The sequence below is a fragment of the Paracoccus sp. UBA5162 genome (assembly GCF_002413585.1).
In the GTDB taxonomy this organism is placed as follows: Bacteria; Pseudomonadota; Alphaproteobacteria; order Rhodobacterales; family Rhodobacteraceae; genus Paracoccus.
Window position 1 is genome coordinate 56,886 of the sequence record NZ_DHXG01000055.1, and the last position, 13,968, is coordinate 70,853.

A 13,968-nucleotide genomic window follows, 5' to 3' on the forward strand; every position below is an offset into this window, starting at 1 on the left:
GCAAGGGAACGATTGCCGATGATCTACGCCTACGAGATTCGCAATGGCCGCTTGTCGCGTCTGGCGGACCTTGCCGATCTGCGCCGCGCCGTCTGGATCGACGCGGTCGTTCCCACCGAAGACGAGGTGACGCAGATACGCCAGCTTGGCCTCGAGGTTCCCAGTCTGGCCGAGATGGAAGAAATCGAGATCTCCAACCGTCTGTATCGCGAGGACGGCTTCGACTACATGACGGCCGTTCTGCCCGGCGAACGCGCTGATGGCCAGCGCGCGGCGATGCCGGTCAGTTTCATCCTGTCGTCCGAGCGTCTGGTGACAGTCCGTCACCATGCGCCCCGGCCGTTCCTGACCTTTCCCGCGAGGGCCGAACGATCGACCCTTGGCTGCGGCACGGTGGACAGGCTGTTCTCGGGGCTGGTGGAAGAGATCATCGCGCGCCTGGCCGACATCCTCGAAAATTCGGGTCGGCTGCTGGACGAGACGACCGCGGGCGTGTTCGAAAGCCGCCCCGGCGCGACCGGGCGCCGCGCGCGCGGCACGGCCGATCGCCTGCAAACGGCGCTGCGCGAGGTGGGGCGCGAGGCGGACCTGATGGCTCGGGTGCGCCTTGGCCTGCTGACGGTCGAACGGATTCTGGCCTTCTATACCGCGACCATCGACGAACGGCCCGAACCCGAAAGGCTGCGCCCGGTGATCCGGGGCCATATGCGCGACATCCAGGCGCTGGAAGTCCATGCCGATTTTCTGGGCTCACGGGTCAGTCTGGCGGTGGACACGACCCTGGGCATGATCAATCTGGAACAGAACAACACGGTGCGCATCCTGTCGGTGATCGCAGCCCTCTTCCTGCCGCCGACGCTGATCGCCAGCATCTACGGGATGAACTTCACCTCGATGCCGGAACTGGACACCGCATGGGGCTATCCCGCCGCGCTGCTGCTGATGGCGGCAACGGCCGGGGGAACGTGGCTGGTGCTGCGCTGGAAGAACTGGCTGTAGCCCGGAGGCGGCTATCGGCCTGCCGCACTTGGGGCAGGGACGGCCAAGATCCTACATCTGGTCGATCAGGTCCAGCATCTGGGGTGGAAGCTGATCCTCGCGAATCGTGAAGACATGCGCGCCGGCCTGCCGGTCGGTGACGGTGATGCGATAGGTCATCATGTCAGCGCCCCGGCGCGCGCCAGATTTCGAGGCAAGCTGGCTCAGATCGCGCGGCTCGAACGCCTCGCAGATTTCCTGCCGCATCTGCGGGGTCTGCTGATCCACGTCGATCCGCTTGTTCATGGCGGCGGCCGGAACTCCGGCAAAGCCGCCGCTGGACGATATTTCGATGATCATGGCAACACACCCGGCGCCTATCGCTGCACAACCCATATGCGCAGAAGATAAGGCGGGAAAGGCGGTCCGGCAAGATCACCGAAAGGATAGGGGCAGGCCGGACGCGCCGCCGGACCCCGGAAAACGACCGAGGTCGCCCTAGCCCGGCAGTCCGACCAGCTTCCAGGCCCGTCGCAGCAACACCATCTCGGGGCTGCCCATGCCGTAAAGCGTGATCGCGGCGGCGACGGTCTGGTCAGACCATTCGGCGAAGGTGGCCAGCGGATTGTTCATCTCTTGCAGGGCGCGATACCAGATCTGGCCCGGCTTTTCCCAGGATGGCCCGCCCAGCAACATGCAATACAGATAGAAGGCATGGTTCGGGATCCCGGAATTGATGTGGACGCCGCCATCGTCGTCCTTGGTGGACAGGAAATTGTCCATGTGAAAGGGTTGCGGATCCTGACCCAGAAGATCGTCGTGATAGGCTGTGCCTGGCGCCTTCAGACTGCGCAGCCCGACGCCCTTGATGTCCGGACCCAGCAATTCGCCCCCGATGATCCAGTCGGCCTCCGCCGGTGTCTGCTTCAGCTGATGCTGGACCGAGATCGCGGCGAAGACGTCGGCCAGGCTTTCGTTCAGCGCGCCCGACTGATCCTGATAGATCAGCCCGCCGGAATACTGGATCACGCCATGGGTCATTTCATGCGCGATCACCGTGGGGTCGATGAAACTGCGAAACAGCTTTCCGTCGCCATTGCCGAAGGCCATCTGATCGCCATCCCAGAAGGCGTTGTTGTAGTTGCGCCGGTGGTTCACGGTCGCCAGCAGCGGCATCCCGTGACCGTCCAGCGAATCGCGGTCGAACTGATCGGCGTAAAGCGAAAACACCTCGCCCATCGCATCATACATGCGGTCGGCATCCGCGATCCCGGCGGGCGGATCGCCTTCCGCCCGGACCAGCGTGCCGGGAAGGGCCGCCTTGTGCTGGCCGTCATGGACGCGGCGGTCGGGGCGGTACCGGCTGGCCCTTGCGCCACGCTTTCGTCGCGCGACAGCGGCGGCTGGCGGCATATCGGGGCCGGGCGTGCCGGGATGGACGTGATCCTCGCGTTCCTGGCGCAGTTGCTGCGTCTGCTTCAGCAGGCTGCGCGCCATTTCGGCAGTGCGTTCATCGCCCCGCAAGGCGATCACGCGCAGCATGTGGGGCGGGACGATGCACTGGATCGAGCGGATGGGGTCGCGCGAACAGACCGAATGGCACATGCGTATTCACCTCTGGCTGGAGAATCGAGGTTAACACAGCCCGTACCCGGAACAAAGACGGAACATGAGTCGCTGCTCACCGATCACCCGCGGCCGAAAGGGCGTTCAGTCCAGCCGCTTGCCGCTTTTATCGTCGAAGCGATGCAGGGCCTCGGGGGCGGCATTCAGGCGCAGCCTGTCGGACAATTCGCCATGCGAGGGCAGGGCGATCGTCACGTCGGCGCCGTTGACCTTGCCGTGGACCAGGCGCTGTGCGCCCAGTTCCTCGATCGCGCCGACCTGCATCTCGATCGGGCCGTCGGGATCGGGAACCAGATCCTCGGGGCGGATGCCGATCACGGCGGCATGGGCGCTGCCGGGCAGATGCGGCACGGCGCGGGCCGGAATCAGGTTCATTGCCGGGCTGCCGATGAATCCGGCCACGAAGGTCGAGGCGGGACGGCGATAGACATCCAGCGGGGTGCCGATCTGTTCGACCTGACCGGCATTCAAAACGACCAGCCGATCGGCCAGTGTCATCGCCTCAAGCTGGTCATGGGTAACGTAGATCGAGGTCGTCCGCAGTCGTTTCTGCAAGTCCTTGATTTCCAGGCGCATCGCCACGCGCAACTTGGCGTCAAGGTTGGACAGCGGTTCGTCGAACAGAAAGGCTGCCGGTTCGCGCACGATGGCGCGGCCCATTGCCACGCGCTGACGCTGCCCGCCCGACAGGGCACGCGGCTTGCGGTCCAGAAACGGGCCGATTTGCAGGATTGCGGCGGCCTCGTCCACGCGCCGGGTGATCTCGGCCTTGGGCGTGCGGCGGTTCTTCAGGCCGTAAGCCAGGTTCTGACGCACCGACATATGCGGATAGAGGGCGTAGTTCTGAAACACCATCGCGATGTCGCGGTCGGCGGGTTCGACCTTGTTGACCACGCGGTCACCGATCCGGACCTCGCCTTCGGTGATGCTTTCCAGTCCCGCGACCATGCGCAGAAGCGTGGATTTGCCGCAGCCCGATGGCCCGACCAGAACGATGAATTCACCGTCAGCGATATCAAGCTTGACGCCGCCCACGGCGCGGCTGCCGCCGGGATAGATCTTGCCGAGATTGTCCAGTTTGATGGATGCCAACTTATTTCTCCGTCTCGACGAGACCTTTGACGAACAGCTTCTGCATTCCGATCACCACCGCGACGGGCGGCAACATGGCCAGCACCGCGGTCGCCATGACCAGATGCCATTGCGGCAGACCGTCGACGGCGTCTGCCATGCGCTTGATGCCGGCGACGATGGTGTAATATTGCGCATCCGTGGTGATCAGCAGCGGCCACAGATATTGATTCCAGCCATAGATGAACAGGATCACGAACAGGGCCGCCATGTTGGTTCGTGACAGCGGCAGCAGGATGTCGCGAAAGAACTTCATCGGCCCGGCGCCGTCGATCCGCGCGGCCTCGACCAACTCGTCGGGCATGGTCAGGAACACCTGTCGGAACAGGAAGGTGGCGGTGGCGCTGGCGATCAGCGGAACCGAGAGCCCGGCATAGGAATTCAGCAGGCCCAGCCCCGCCACGACCTGAAAGGTCGGCACGATGCGGACCTCGACCGGCAGCATCAGCGTCACGAAGATGCACCAGAAGGCCAGCCCGCGAAGCGGAAAGCGGAAGTAGACGATGGCGAAGGCCGACAGGATCGAGATGGCGATCTTGCCGGTGGCGATCGACAGCGCCATGACAAGGCTGTTGAACATCATCCGCGCGACCGGCGGTGTGCCGCTGGTCGAGACGCCGCTGTCCAGCATCCGGGCATAATTCTCGACCAGATGGGGGCCGGGCCACATCGGCACGGTGCCCGACATGAAATCGGTCGCGGACCGGGTCGAGGCGACGAAGGCCACCCACACGGGCAGGGCGACGATCACGACGCCGAGGATCAGCACCAGATGGGCGAGGATGTTCAGGCCGGGGCGATTTTCGATCATCAGTATTCGACCTTCTTTTCGACCCAGCGGAACTGGATGATCGTCAGCGTGATCACCAGCAGCATCAAGACCACCGATTGCGCCGCCGAACTGCCGATATTCTGTCCCACGAAACCGTCGAAATACACCTTGTAGACCATGATGTTGGTGGCCCGCGCGGGTCCGCCCTCGGTCGTGGCGTCGATGACGCCGAAGGTCTCGAACATGGCATAGACGATATTGATCACGAGCAGAAAGAAGGTCGTGGGCGACAGCAGCGGAAAGGTGATGTCGAAGAAACGCCTGACGGGGCCGGCGCCGTCGATGGCGGCGGCCTCGCGCATGGAGGCCGGAATGGCCTGCAGGCCGGCGACGAAGAACAGGAAGTTGTAGCTGATCTGCTTCCACGCGCTGGCGATGACGACAAGGATCATCGCATCGGTCTTGGAACTGACATGGTTCCAGTCATAGCCGATGACATCCAGCACATAGGGCATGATGCCGATGGTCGGGTTGAAGATGAACCACCACAGGATGCCGGCCACGGCCGGCGCGACCGCATAGGGCCAGACCAGCAGGGTTGTGTAGACGCGCGCCGATTTCAGCATCCGGTCCACGGCCACCGCCAGCAGCAGCGCCACGCCCATCGACACGACCGTCACGGAGACGGCGAAAACCGCCGTGACCTTCACCGATTCCAGGTATTCCGGACTGTCCAGCAGCGCCCGGAAATTCGCCAGCCCCACGAAGCTTGTATTGATGCCAAAGGCGTCTTCGCGCAGGAAACTTTGCCTGATCGCCTGGCCGGCGGGCCAGAGGAAGAAGATGAAGGTAATGGCCAGCTGTGGGGCCAGCAGCAGCCATGGCAGCAACTGATTGCTGAAAATTGTGCGCTTCATCGCATCTCCGGGTGGTGCGGGCCGGTCGGCAAGGGATGGGGACCGCGACCGATCGCGGCCCCCGATCCGTTCCTACTGGTTTTGCGCCTGGAATTCCTCGAGCAGCTTGTTGCCCCGCTCGACCACCGAATCCAGCGCGCCCTGGGCGTCTTTCGAACCGGCCAGAAGCTGTTCGAATTCCTCGTCGATGATGCCGCGGATCTGGACGTAATTGCCAAAGCGCAGACCCTTGGAATTCTCGGTCGGCGGGTTCAGCGTGATCTCTTTCAGGCCGGTATCGGCGCCGGGATTGTCGGCGAAGAAGCCCGACATCTGGTCCGCCGCGGCCTGCGTGATCGGCAGATAACCCGAGAACGAGGCCCAGTCGGCCTGGACATCGGGCGAAGAGAGATATTCGAAGAACCTGGCGGCGCCCTTGTATTCCTCCTCCGGGCGTCCCGACAGAACCCACAGGGTCGCGCCGCCGATGATGGTGTTTTGCGGCGCGCCCTCGACATCGTCGTAATAGGGCAGCATCCCGAAGCCGACCTGGAAATCCTGGGCATTGGCCAGGACACCGGCACGGCTGGCCGAACTGTTCATGATCATCGCGCATTCCTGCGAATAGAACATGGGCGGTGCGTTGTCGCCGCCGACCGGGCCGCCATATTTGAAGATGCCTTCATCGGCCCATTTCTTGAGGTTTTCCCAATGCTTGACCTGAACCGGGCCGTTCAGCGACAGCCGCGCATCCAGTCCGCCGAAGCCGTTCTGTTCGGTGCCGACCGGCTGGTTGTGCCAGGCGCTGAAATTCTCGGTCTGGATCCAGCTGACCCAGCCGGTGGTGAAGCCGCAGGACGCGGCGCCCGAATCGATGATCTTCTTCGAGAATTCTTCCATCTCGCCCCAGGTCTTCGGGGGCTGTTCCGGGTCCAGGCCGGCCTTCTCGAACACATCCTTGTTGTAATACAGGATCGGCGTCGAGCTGTTGAACGGCATCGACAGCATGTTGCCGTCAGTGTCCGTATAATAGCCCACGACCGCCGGCAGGAAGGCGTTCGGGTCGAACTGGACATCGTTGTCCTGCATCAGTTGATAGACCGGGACGATGGCGCCCTGGGCGGCCATCATGGTTCCGGTGCCGACCTCGAAGACCTGCACGATGGTCGGCTGCTGCTTGGCGCGGAACGCCGCGATGGCGGCGGTCATCGTCTCGGGATAGGTGCCCTTGTAGGACGGGACGACCTTGTATTCGTTCTGGCTGTCATTGAAGCCCTGGACGATTTCTTCCAGCTTGGAGCCCAGCTCGCCGCCCATGGCGTGCCACCACTGGATTTCGGTCTGGGCATTGGCGGCCGACAGCGACGCGATCAGCGCCACCGCGGAAGCGGTAATCAGGCGTTTCATGTTCTTCCTCCCCTCAGGAGTTGTGGATCGCTACCGGACCTAGCGGTCTCGCATGACGGAAGCGCAACTCTTTCGTGAGGCAAATGTGACAGTCTTTGACCAGACGGTCAACGCGGATCGCCGCTGCTCTTTTCCTCGGCCTTTTGCGGGCCTTTGCCGCCAAGGACCCGCTTTGCCGAAGCGATCAGCGGAATGATTGTGGCCGACAGCGCGGGATTGATCAGGTATTCGACCAGCGGGATCAGAATCAGCCCCAGCAGCAGGCCGAAGATTCCGTCGAAAAAGGCGGTGGTCATCCAGGCGACTGCGCCCGGCGCCCGTGGAACCGCCTCGGCAGCCTTCGCCGCGGTCTCCTCGATCCAGCCATAGATGACTTGCCAGCCCATCTCGGAGAGGCCGTGCAGGATGATGTTGCCGCCGACCCACAACATCGCGGCGGTGCCGACGATGGTCAGAGTCTTCATCAGGCCCGGCATCACCTTGACGATGCCGCGACCAAGCGAGGCCAGCGCACCGCTGCGCCCGGTCGCCAGATGCACGCCCAGATCATCGGCCTTCACGATCAGCGCCACCGCGCCATAGACGGCCACGGTGATCCCGATGGCCACGACGAACAGGATCAGCGCCTTCGTCCACAGCGTGTCGCTGGCCGGAATGGTCGACAACGCGATGGTCATGATCTCGGCCGAGAGGATGAAATCGGTCTTGATCGCCCCCGCCACGCGCTTCTCCTCCAGCGCCGCGCCGGCGCCTTCGGGGCGGATGTGTTTCTGGCTGTCGTGGCGGTCTGTGCGGACAAAGATCTGGGCGACCTTCTCGGCGCCTTCGAAACACAGATAGCCGCCGCCGATCATCAGAAGCGGCGTGATCAGCCAGGGCGCGAAGGCCGACAGCAGCAGGCCGACCGGCAGCAGGATCACCAGCTTGTTGAAGATCGACCCCTTGGCGATCTTCCAGACGATCGGAATCTCGCGGCTTGCATCGAAGCCGTCGACGTATTTCGGCGTCACGGCCGCATCGTCGATCACGGCTCCGGCCGCCTTGGCGCCGGCCTTGGCGGCCTGTCCCGCCACATCGTCGATGGACGTGGCCGCGACCTTCGAGATGGCCGCGACATCGTCCAGAAGCGCAATGAGTCCGCTCATGCCCGCATCTGTCCTTGCCCCGTTTTCCGTCCCAACCGTGACGATGCAACGCGCGGCGCGCAAGGCGGTTCGGGGGTTCGGACAGGAAAAAGGCCCGCGCGGAAGGGGATTCGCGCGGGCCAGTCGACCCGCCGGGGAAGGCGGGCCGGTCTGTGCCGTATTACATCATCTTCGGCATCAGAACCGTGTCGATCACGTGGACGACGCCGTTCGCCTGCTTGACATCCGGCGTGGTCACGGTCGCGACAGTGCCGTTTTCGTCGGTCAGCTGCAGCGCCTGATTGTCGGGGTTGATCGAGGCAGTCAGTTTGCAGCCGCCCACGGTGTCGATTGCATAGCTGCCGCCATTATCCTTGATCATCTTGCCGATGGCGGGCGACATCGCGTCCGCGGCGGCGACATGGCAGGTCAGGACCTTGGTCAGCATGTCCTTGTTTTCAGGCTTCAGCAGGTCAGCCACGGCTTTCTCGGGCAGTTTCGCGAAAGCGGCGTTCGTGGGCGCGAACACGGTGAACGGTCCGGGTCCCATCAGCGTTTCGACCAGACCCGCGGCCTTAACCGCCGAGACCAGCGTGGTCAGGTTGGGCGCGTTCGAAGCGTTCTCGACGACGTTGTTCGTCGGCAACATCTCGACGCCGCCGACCATCGTGTTGTCGGCGTAGGCGCCTCCGGCAAGGCTGAGGGCGATGGCGGATGCGGCAAGCGCGGTGGTGAAGCGTTTCATGAATCTTCCTCCGGGTTGGAACAGCCGGTTTTCGGCTGCGATACCCACAGGCACGGAAGCATTCAGGATAAGTTGCGCGGCCGGCGGGGCCGCCCGGATCACGTCGGCGTGAGCGGCGCTATCGCGACGATGGGCCCGGTTGCCTGCCCGGTGGGCGAGCCGCCCTGAGGTTCGTCCGACAGCGCGATCTGGACGCCCTCGTCGGGGTTCAGATCCGAGGGCAGTTCCATCCGCGCATTGCCCGATCGCGGCACCAGGCCCAGCGAGATCGGGTCCGAACCGTCGGGCTTGATCCACCAGATCTCATAGTCGCGGCCCTCGGCGGCGGTCCCCTGTTCCAGCGCGATCTCCATCTCGCGGCCATCCAGCCGGGCGGCGACGCGCAGGCTGTCGTCTTCGGACACGAGTTGTGCCTGGTAATCGGCGGCGACGGGCGCGGTGGTCGGCGTCTGTCCGGGCATCCACAGGAACAGGGCGACGGCCGCGACCGCCACCAGGCCGGTCAGCGCGCCGATGGGCCCGCGCCACCACGGCGCCGCGCGCGCCGACGGGTCGTCGGCCAGCGGCGCGCGTCCATGGCCCAGCTGTTCGCGGATGCGCTGCCGCGCACGGGCAGGCGCCATCACCGGCGTCAGGTTCAGCGCAAGGCCCGCCAGTCGCTCTTGCCAGTCGCGCACGGCCTGGGCGAAGGCCGGATCCTGCGCCAGCCGCGCGACGGCGGCCTGTGCCTCGTCCCCGTCAAGCAGGCCAAGGGCCAGTTCCGCCGCCAGCGCGTCGTCTTCCTGTTCCGGGGTCAGGGGCGTGTCCTCGTTCATTGACCCACGCAATCCTTCAGGCGCAACAGGCTGCGGCGCAGCCAGCTGCGGACGGTGTTGATCGGCTTGCCCTCGCGGGCGGCCAGATCGGCATAGGTTTCCCCTTCCAGATAGACGGCGCGGACGGCACCGGCCTGCGGCTCGCCCAGTTGTGCAAGGCATTCATCCAGCATCCGGCGCTCCTGGGCGCGGATCGTCGCGGCCTCGGGGCCGGGCTCGGCCGAGGGGACCGCGTCGGCGGCCTCGGCCGGCGCCGTGGCAGGACGGGACTTGCGCGCCCGAAGCCGGTCGATCGAGCGGTTGCGGGCGATGGTGATCAGCCAGGTCATCGGCGACAGGCCGTTCGAGGCATAGCGCGCCGCATTCTGCCAGATCCTGACATAGACCTCTTGCAGGGTCTCTTCGGCTTCGGGACGGTCCTTCAGCAGCGACAGGCAGACCGCATGCAGTTTCGCCGAGGTCGCGTCATACAGCGCATCGAAGGCCTCGCGGTCGGCCAGGGCCACCCGCGCGATCATTTCCTCCAGCTCGACCCTGCGCGCCTCTTTCAAAGCCACGTTCATTCCCATCCTTGTTCGCAGGGCAGATTAGGCAGGGTCTTCGCACACGTCAACGCGACCCTGTCTTGCGCGCGCCGCACGAATGCGCGATCAAGGCGGCGTTGCGAGGAAAGGGCCCGATGATGCTGGACATGAACGCCAAACCCACCGAGGAAATCGACCTGCGTGAAACCTTCGGGCTGGACAGCGACATGAAGGTCAGGGGCTTTGCCGAGCGCAGCGACCGGGTGCCCGAGATCGACAGCACCTACAAGTTCGACCCCGACACCACGCTCGCGATCCTCGCGGGCTTTGCCTATAACCGCCGGGTGATGATCCAGGGCTATCACGGCACCGGCAAGTCCACCCATATCGAACAGGTGGCGGCCCGGCTTAACTGGCCGTGTGTGCGCGTCAACCTGGACAGCCATGTCAGCCGCATCGACCTGATCGGCAAGGACGCGATCAAGCTGGTCGATGGCAAGCAGGTGACGGTGTTTCACGAAGGCATCCTGCCCTGGGCGCTGCGCAACCCGACCGCGATCGTCTTCGACGAATACGATGCCGGCCGCGCCGACGTGATGTTCGTGATCCAGCGCGTGCTGGAAGCCGACGGCAAGCTGACCCTGCTGGACCAGAACGAGGTCATCACCCCCAATCCCTGCTTCCGGCTGTTTGCGACCGCCAACACCGTGGGCCTGGGCGATACGACCGGCCTCTATCACGGGACCCAGCAGATCAACCAGGGACAGATGGACCGATGGTCGCTGGTCTCGACGCTGAATTATCTGTCCCACGACGCCGAGGCCGCCATCGTGCTGGCCAAGAACCCCAACTACAACAACGAGAAGGGTCGCAAGGCGATCAACCAGATGGTGACGCTGGCGGATCTGACGCGGACGGCCTTCATGCAGGGCGATCTGTCCACCGTGATGTCGCCGCGGACGGTCATTTCATGGGCACAGAACGCGCGCATCTTCGACAATGTGGGCTATGCCTTCCGCCTGACCTTTCTCAACAAATGCGACGAACTCGAGCGTCAGACGGTGGCCGAATTCTACCAGCGCCTGTTCGACGAGGAATTGCCGGAAAGCGCCGCCGCCAGCGCGAAATAGCCGTCCCGCCGCCTGCGGGGGCCGCGCCGCGGGCCGGATGGGCGTGAGATCGTCCGTGATCAGGATCACGGCATCCCCCCCTTGTGGCGGCCGGCGCCGCGCGTCAAGCCCGGTCTTTTCCGGTGAAAAGGCCGGTCCCAGCGTTCCGGCCCCGGACAGGAAAGCACCGGCGTCCGGGCTTGCATGACCTCCGGGCAGGTCAGATCATGCCTGCGTCCCTGCCGTGCGGATCTGCGCCAGACCGCGCTTTGTCTCGGCCAGAACGAACAGCCGCAACGCGGTGGCCAGTCCGACCTCGGGCGGCCGGGCGTGGTCGATCCTGCCGATCAGGCTTGCCCGAGTCTCGCCGCGCCGCTTCGCGAGCGCCGCCAGGTCATGCCAGAATGCATCCTCCAGCGAGACCGAGGTGCGGTGCCCGTCGATCGTCACCGACCGCTTGAGCGGCGGGGTCACGGGGGGCAGGATCGGCTCAGCCATCCGGGCCGGTCTCGTCGGTCCGGTCGATCCTGTGGCTGTCATGGTCGCGCAGGGCGCGGTCCTTTTCCGCCTTGCGCAGATCGCGCAGCGGCTTCGCCTCGCCGAATTTCGCCGCATTCGTGTCGCCCGCCGCGCGGCTGGCATTGCGGGCGCGGTGTTTGCGGGCCTGTCGCAGGTTGATGATTCGGGTCATGGCGTTCCGATGGAAAGGGCCGGGGCGGAGCGGCATACTACCCCGGACCGGCCCGATCCGGTCAAGCGCTGTTCATTCCCTGGGGCCGATCATGTCCTCGGGACGAACGATCCGGTCGAAGGTCTCGGCATCGACGAAGCCAAGCGCGACGGCTTCCTGGCGCAGGGTCGTGCCGTTCCGGTGCGCGGTCTTGGCGACCTTGGTGGCATTGTCATAGCCGATGGAAGGCGCCAGCGCCGTGACCAGCATCAGCGATTCCTTCATCAGCTTGTCGATGCGGGCTGTATTGGCCTGCGTGCCCACCACCATGTTGTCGGTGAAGGACGAGGCCGCATCGCCCAGAAGCTGCATCGACTGGATGACGTTGTAGGACATCATCGGGTTGTAGACGTTCAGTTCGAAATGACCCTGGCTGCCGGCAAAGGTCACGGCGGCGTCGTTGCCCATCACATGCGCGCAGACCATGGTCAGCGCCTCGGCCTGGGTCGGGTTGACCTTGCCGGGCATGATCGAGGATCCGGGCTCGTTTTCGGGCAGGATCAGTTCCCCCAGGCCCGATCGCGGACCCGATCCCAGCAGGCGGATGTCATTGGCGATCTTGAACAACGAGGCAGCGACGGTCTTCAGCGCGCCGGAAAAGAACACCATCGCATCATGGGCGGCCAGCGCCTCGAACTTGTTGGGGGCCGTGACGAAGGGCAGGTCGGTGATGGCGGCGATCTCGGCCGCGATTTCGGTGTCCCAGCCCTTCTTCGTGTTCAGGCCGGTGCCCACGGCGGTGCCGCCCTGCGCCAGTTCGTAGATGTCGCCCAGAGCCAGCTTCACCCGCTCGATTCCCTTGGCGACCTGATGGGCATAGCCGCCGAATTCCTGACCCAGCGTCAGCGGCGTCGCGTCCTGCGTATGGGTGCGGCCGATCTTGATGATGTCCCGGAATTCCTCGGCCTTCGCTGCCAGCGCCTGATGCAGCTTTTCCAGACCGGGAATCAGCACATCGCGCGCCATCATCGCGATGCCGACATGCATCGCCGTGGGAAAGGTATCGTTGCTGGACTGGCCCATGTTCACATGATCATTGGGATGAACCGGGGCCTTGCTGCCCATCTGGCCGCCCAGAATCTCGATCGCGCGGTTGCCGATGACCTCGTTGGCGTTCATGTTCGATTGCGTGCCCGATCCCGTTTGCCAGACGACCAGCGGGAAGTTGTCGTCGAACCGGCCCTCGTAGACCTCGGTCGCGGCCTGTTCCATCGCGCGCCCGACTGCCGGATCCAGATCGCCGCTTCGCATGTTCACCCGCGCCGCCGCCAGCTTGATCGCGCCAAGCGCGCGGATGATCGCGACCGGCTGGCGTTCCCAGCCGATGGGAAAATTCCTGATCGAACGCTGGGTCTGCGCACCCCAGTATTTCGAGGCATCGACCTCCAGCGGGCCAAAGCTGTCGGTCTCGGTGCGGGTCGTGGTCATCCTGTCGCTCCCATCCTTTGTCGCGCGGGTTTGTAGCGGCCAGCCACTGGACAGGCAATTCGCATCTGTCGTGCAACAGCGACACAGCGACATGGCGTTCCACTGATTGACAGGGTGATTTCAGCCTTTGGTTGTGCTAGACGCATATTTTCCGGGGTTGACGCTGCCTCGGCCCCCGCCGGGACGGCCCGGCCAACGCTGCAGGCTATCAGGAAAGAAACGTATCATGCCAACGCAAACCTGGCTGTATTTCGGAAAGCGGTCGCTTCTGGACCCGACGTCGAAGAACAACATCACCCAGACGCAGGCGAACGCCGCCGTGGGCTGGAACGCCGAGGACAGTTCGCAGTTCGCTCTGACCGACACAACGGGAAGCCCCGTGTCTTCAAGCGGCGGATATCGCACGACCTATCAGACCAGTCCCGGGACCGCCGCCGAATTTTCGTATCGGAATCCGCTGACCGAGGCGAGCGTATCGGGCCAGAAAGTCCAGTCCTTTGTCCAGGCCACGTTCCAGATCAAGGTGCCTGATTATGCCGGCGGCCAGGTGCTGACCAGAAGCGGCGTGGTCATTCAGATGCAGAACGGCGACGTGTTCCTTCGCCCGCGAACCGACGCGCTTGAAAGCTGGGACAATATCCCGGCGATCCAGAAAATCACGGTCGCTTCCGCCACGCCTTTTG

At 64.3% G+C, this 13,968-nt stretch carries 16 protein-coding genes; 3 read left to right on the forward strand and 13 right to left on the reverse strand.

The annotated features are described in order from the left end of the window. The first annotated feature begins 18 nt into the window (after positions 1 to 18). Positions 19 to 999: a CorA family divalent cation transporter gene (locus B4A72_RS07920; protein ID WP_292958759.1), complete on the forward strand. Its 981-nt coding sequence runs from the start codon at positions 19 to 21 to the stop codon at positions 997 to 999. 51 nt (positions 1,000 to 1,050) lie between these two features. Here the strand turns inward: B4A72_RS07920 and B4A72_RS07925 are convergent, their stop codons facing one another. The 10 genes from B4A72_RS07925 to B4A72_RS07970 all read right to left on the reverse strand — a co-directional run bounded on the left by B4A72_RS07925 (position 1,051) and on the right by B4A72_RS07970 (position 10,057). Further along, positions 1,051 to 1,338, reverse strand: a complete 288-nt coding sequence (locus tag B4A72_RS07925; RefSeq protein WP_292958761.1) for a protealysin inhibitor emfourin — start codon at positions 1,336 to 1,338, stop codon at positions 1,051 to 1,053. A gap of 138 nt (positions 1,339 to 1,476) precedes the next feature. Continuing rightward, entirely contained in the window at positions 1,477 to 2,583 is a 1,107-nt protein-coding gene (locus B4A72_RS07930; RefSeq protein WP_292958763.1) for a M4 family metallopeptidase, read from the reverse strand. A 105-nt stretch (positions 2,584 to 2,688) separates the two neighbouring features. Next, the gene (locus tag B4A72_RS07935) at positions 2,689 to 3,696 is read right to left on the reverse strand and encodes a sn-glycerol-3-phosphate import ATP-binding protein UgpC (protein WP_292958765.1); all 1,008 of its coding nucleotides are present in this window, start codon (positions 3,694 to 3,696) and stop codon (positions 2,689 to 2,691) included. 1 nt (position 3,697) lies between these two features. Continuing rightward, complete coding sequence (gene ugpE / locus B4A72_RS07940) at positions 3,698 to 4,546, reverse strand: sn-glycerol-3-phosphate ABC transporter permease UgpE (RefSeq protein ID WP_292978304.1); 849 nt, start codon at positions 4,544 to 4,546, stop codon at positions 3,698 to 3,700. After that, positions 4,546 to 5,424: a sn-glycerol-3-phosphate ABC transporter permease UgpA gene (ugpA, locus tag B4A72_RS07945; protein WP_292958769.1), complete on the reverse strand. Its 879-nt coding sequence runs from the start codon at positions 5,422 to 5,424 to the stop codon at positions 4,546 to 4,548. The genes ugpE and ugpA overlap by 1 nt, the downstream gene beginning before the upstream one ends. Before the next feature lie 72 nt (positions 5,425 to 5,496). Next, a complete protein-coding gene (gene ugpB / locus B4A72_RS07950; RefSeq protein WP_292958771.1) occupies positions 5,497 to 6,810 on the reverse strand; it encodes a sn-glycerol-3-phosphate ABC transporter substrate-binding protein UgpB in 1,314 nt (437 codons plus the stop codon). Positions 6,811 to 6,917: 107 nt separating this feature from the next. Continuing rightward, positions 6,918 to 7,955, reverse strand: a complete 1,038-nt coding sequence (locus B4A72_RS07955) for a DUF808 domain-containing protein (RefSeq protein WP_292958773.1) — start codon at positions 7,953 to 7,955, stop codon at positions 6,918 to 6,920. A gap of 160 nt (positions 7,956 to 8,115) precedes the next feature. Beyond that, positions 8,116 to 8,679: a fasciclin domain-containing protein gene (locus B4A72_RS07960; RefSeq protein WP_292958775.1), complete on the reverse strand. Its 564-nt coding sequence runs from the start codon at positions 8,677 to 8,679 to the stop codon at positions 8,116 to 8,118. A gap of 98 nt (positions 8,680 to 8,777) precedes the next feature. Next, complete coding sequence (locus tag B4A72_RS07965; RefSeq protein ID WP_292958777.1) at positions 8,778 to 9,494, reverse strand: anti-sigma factor; 717 nt, start codon at positions 9,492 to 9,494, stop codon at positions 8,778 to 8,780. Next, the gene (locus tag B4A72_RS07970) at positions 9,491 to 10,057 is read right to left on the reverse strand and encodes a sigma-70 family RNA polymerase sigma factor (RefSeq protein WP_292958779.1); all 567 of its coding nucleotides are present in this window, start codon (positions 10,055 to 10,057) and stop codon (positions 9,491 to 9,493) included. Before B4A72_RS07970 ends, B4A72_RS07965 begins: the two co-directional genes overlap by 4 nt. 119 nt (positions 10,058 to 10,176) lie before the next feature. Here B4A72_RS07970 and cobS point away from each other — a divergent pair, with 119 nt between their 5' ends. Continuing rightward, on the forward strand, positions 10,177 to 11,148 hold the full coding sequence (gene cobS, locus B4A72_RS07975; protein WP_292958844.1) for a cobaltochelatase subunit CobS: 972 nt from the start codon (positions 10,177 to 10,179) through the stop codon (positions 11,146 to 11,148). A 204-nt stretch (positions 11,149 to 11,352) separates the two neighbouring features. Here the strand turns inward: cobS and B4A72_RS07980 are convergent, their stop codons facing one another. The 3 genes from B4A72_RS07980 to fumC all read right to left on the reverse strand — a co-directional run bounded on the left by B4A72_RS07980 (position 11,353) and on the right by fumC (position 13,285). Beyond that, a complete protein-coding gene (locus tag B4A72_RS07980; RefSeq protein WP_292958781.1) occupies positions 11,353 to 11,625 on the reverse strand; it encodes a ribbon-helix-helix domain-containing protein in 273 nt (90 codons plus the stop codon). Beyond that, positions 11,618 to 11,818 (reverse strand): DUF4169 family protein, encoded by a 201-nt coding sequence (locus B4A72_RS07985; protein WP_292958783.1) that lies wholly within the window; start codon positions 11,816 to 11,818, stop codon positions 11,618 to 11,620. The genes B4A72_RS07980 and B4A72_RS07985 overlap by 8 nt, the downstream gene beginning before the upstream one ends. Positions 11,819 to 11,890: 72 nt before the next feature. Continuing rightward, positions 11,891 to 13,285: a class II fumarate hydratase gene (gene fumC / locus B4A72_RS07990; protein ID WP_292978305.1), complete on the reverse strand. Its 1,395-nt coding sequence runs from the start codon at positions 13,283 to 13,285 to the stop codon at positions 11,891 to 11,893. 157 nt (positions 13,286 to 13,442) lie between these two features. Here fumC and B4A72_RS07995 point away from each other — a divergent pair. Continuing rightward, a partial coding sequence (locus B4A72_RS07995) for a hypothetical protein (RefSeq protein ID WP_292958787.1) occupies positions 13,443 to 13,968 on the forward strand: 526 nt, incomplete at its 3' end.

Coding starts and splice junctions, on each gene's coding strand:
- B4A72_RS07920 (WP_292958759.1), top strand. CDS start 19: ATGATCTACGCCTACGAGATTCGCAATGGCCGCTTGTCGCGTCTGGCG.
- B4A72_RS07925 (WP_292958761.1), bottom strand. CDS start 1,338: ATGATCATCGAAATATCGTCCAGCGGCGGCTTTGCCGGAGTTCCGGCC.
- B4A72_RS07930 (WP_292958763.1), bottom strand. CDS start 2,583: ATGTGCCATTCGGTCTGTTCGCGCGACCCCATCCGCTCGATCCAGTGC.
- ugpE (WP_292978304.1), bottom strand. CDS start 4,546: ATGATCGAAAATCGCCCCGGCCTGAACATCCTCGCCCATCTGGTGCTG.
- ugpA (WP_292958769.1), bottom strand. CDS start 5,424: ATGAAGCGCACAATTTTCAGCAATCAGTTGCTGCCATGGCTGCTGCTG.
- ugpB (WP_292958771.1), bottom strand. CDS start 6,810: ATGAAACGCCTGATTACCGCTTCCGCGGTGGCGCTGATCGCGTCGCTG.
- B4A72_RS07955 (WP_292958773.1), bottom strand. CDS start 7,955: ATGAGCGGACTCATTGCGCTTCTGGACGATGTCGCGGCCATCTCGAAG.
- B4A72_RS07960 (WP_292958775.1), bottom strand. CDS start 8,679: ATGAAACGCTTCACCACCGCGCTTGCCGCATCCGCCATCGCCCTCAGC.
- B4A72_RS07965 (WP_292958777.1), bottom strand. CDS start 9,494: ATGAACGAGGACACGCCCCTGACCCCGGAACAGGAAGACGACGCGCTG.
- B4A72_RS07970 (WP_292958779.1), bottom strand. CDS start 10,057: ATGAACGTGGCTTTGAAAGAGGCGCGCAGGGTCGAGCTGGAGGAAATG.
- cobS (WP_292958844.1), top strand. CDS start 10,177: ATGCTGGACATGAACGCCAAACCCACCGAGGAAATCGACCTGCGTGAA.
- B4A72_RS07980 (WP_292958781.1), bottom strand. CDS start 11,625: ATGGCTGAGCCGATCCTGCCCCCCGTGACCCCGCCGCTCAAGCGGTCG.
- B4A72_RS07985 (WP_292958783.1), bottom strand. CDS start 11,818: ATGACCCGAATCATCAACCTGCGACAGGCCCGCAAACACCGCGCCCGC.
- fumC (WP_292978305.1), bottom strand. CDS start 13,285: ATGACCACGACCCGCACCGAGACCGACAGCTTTGGCCCGCTGGAGGTC.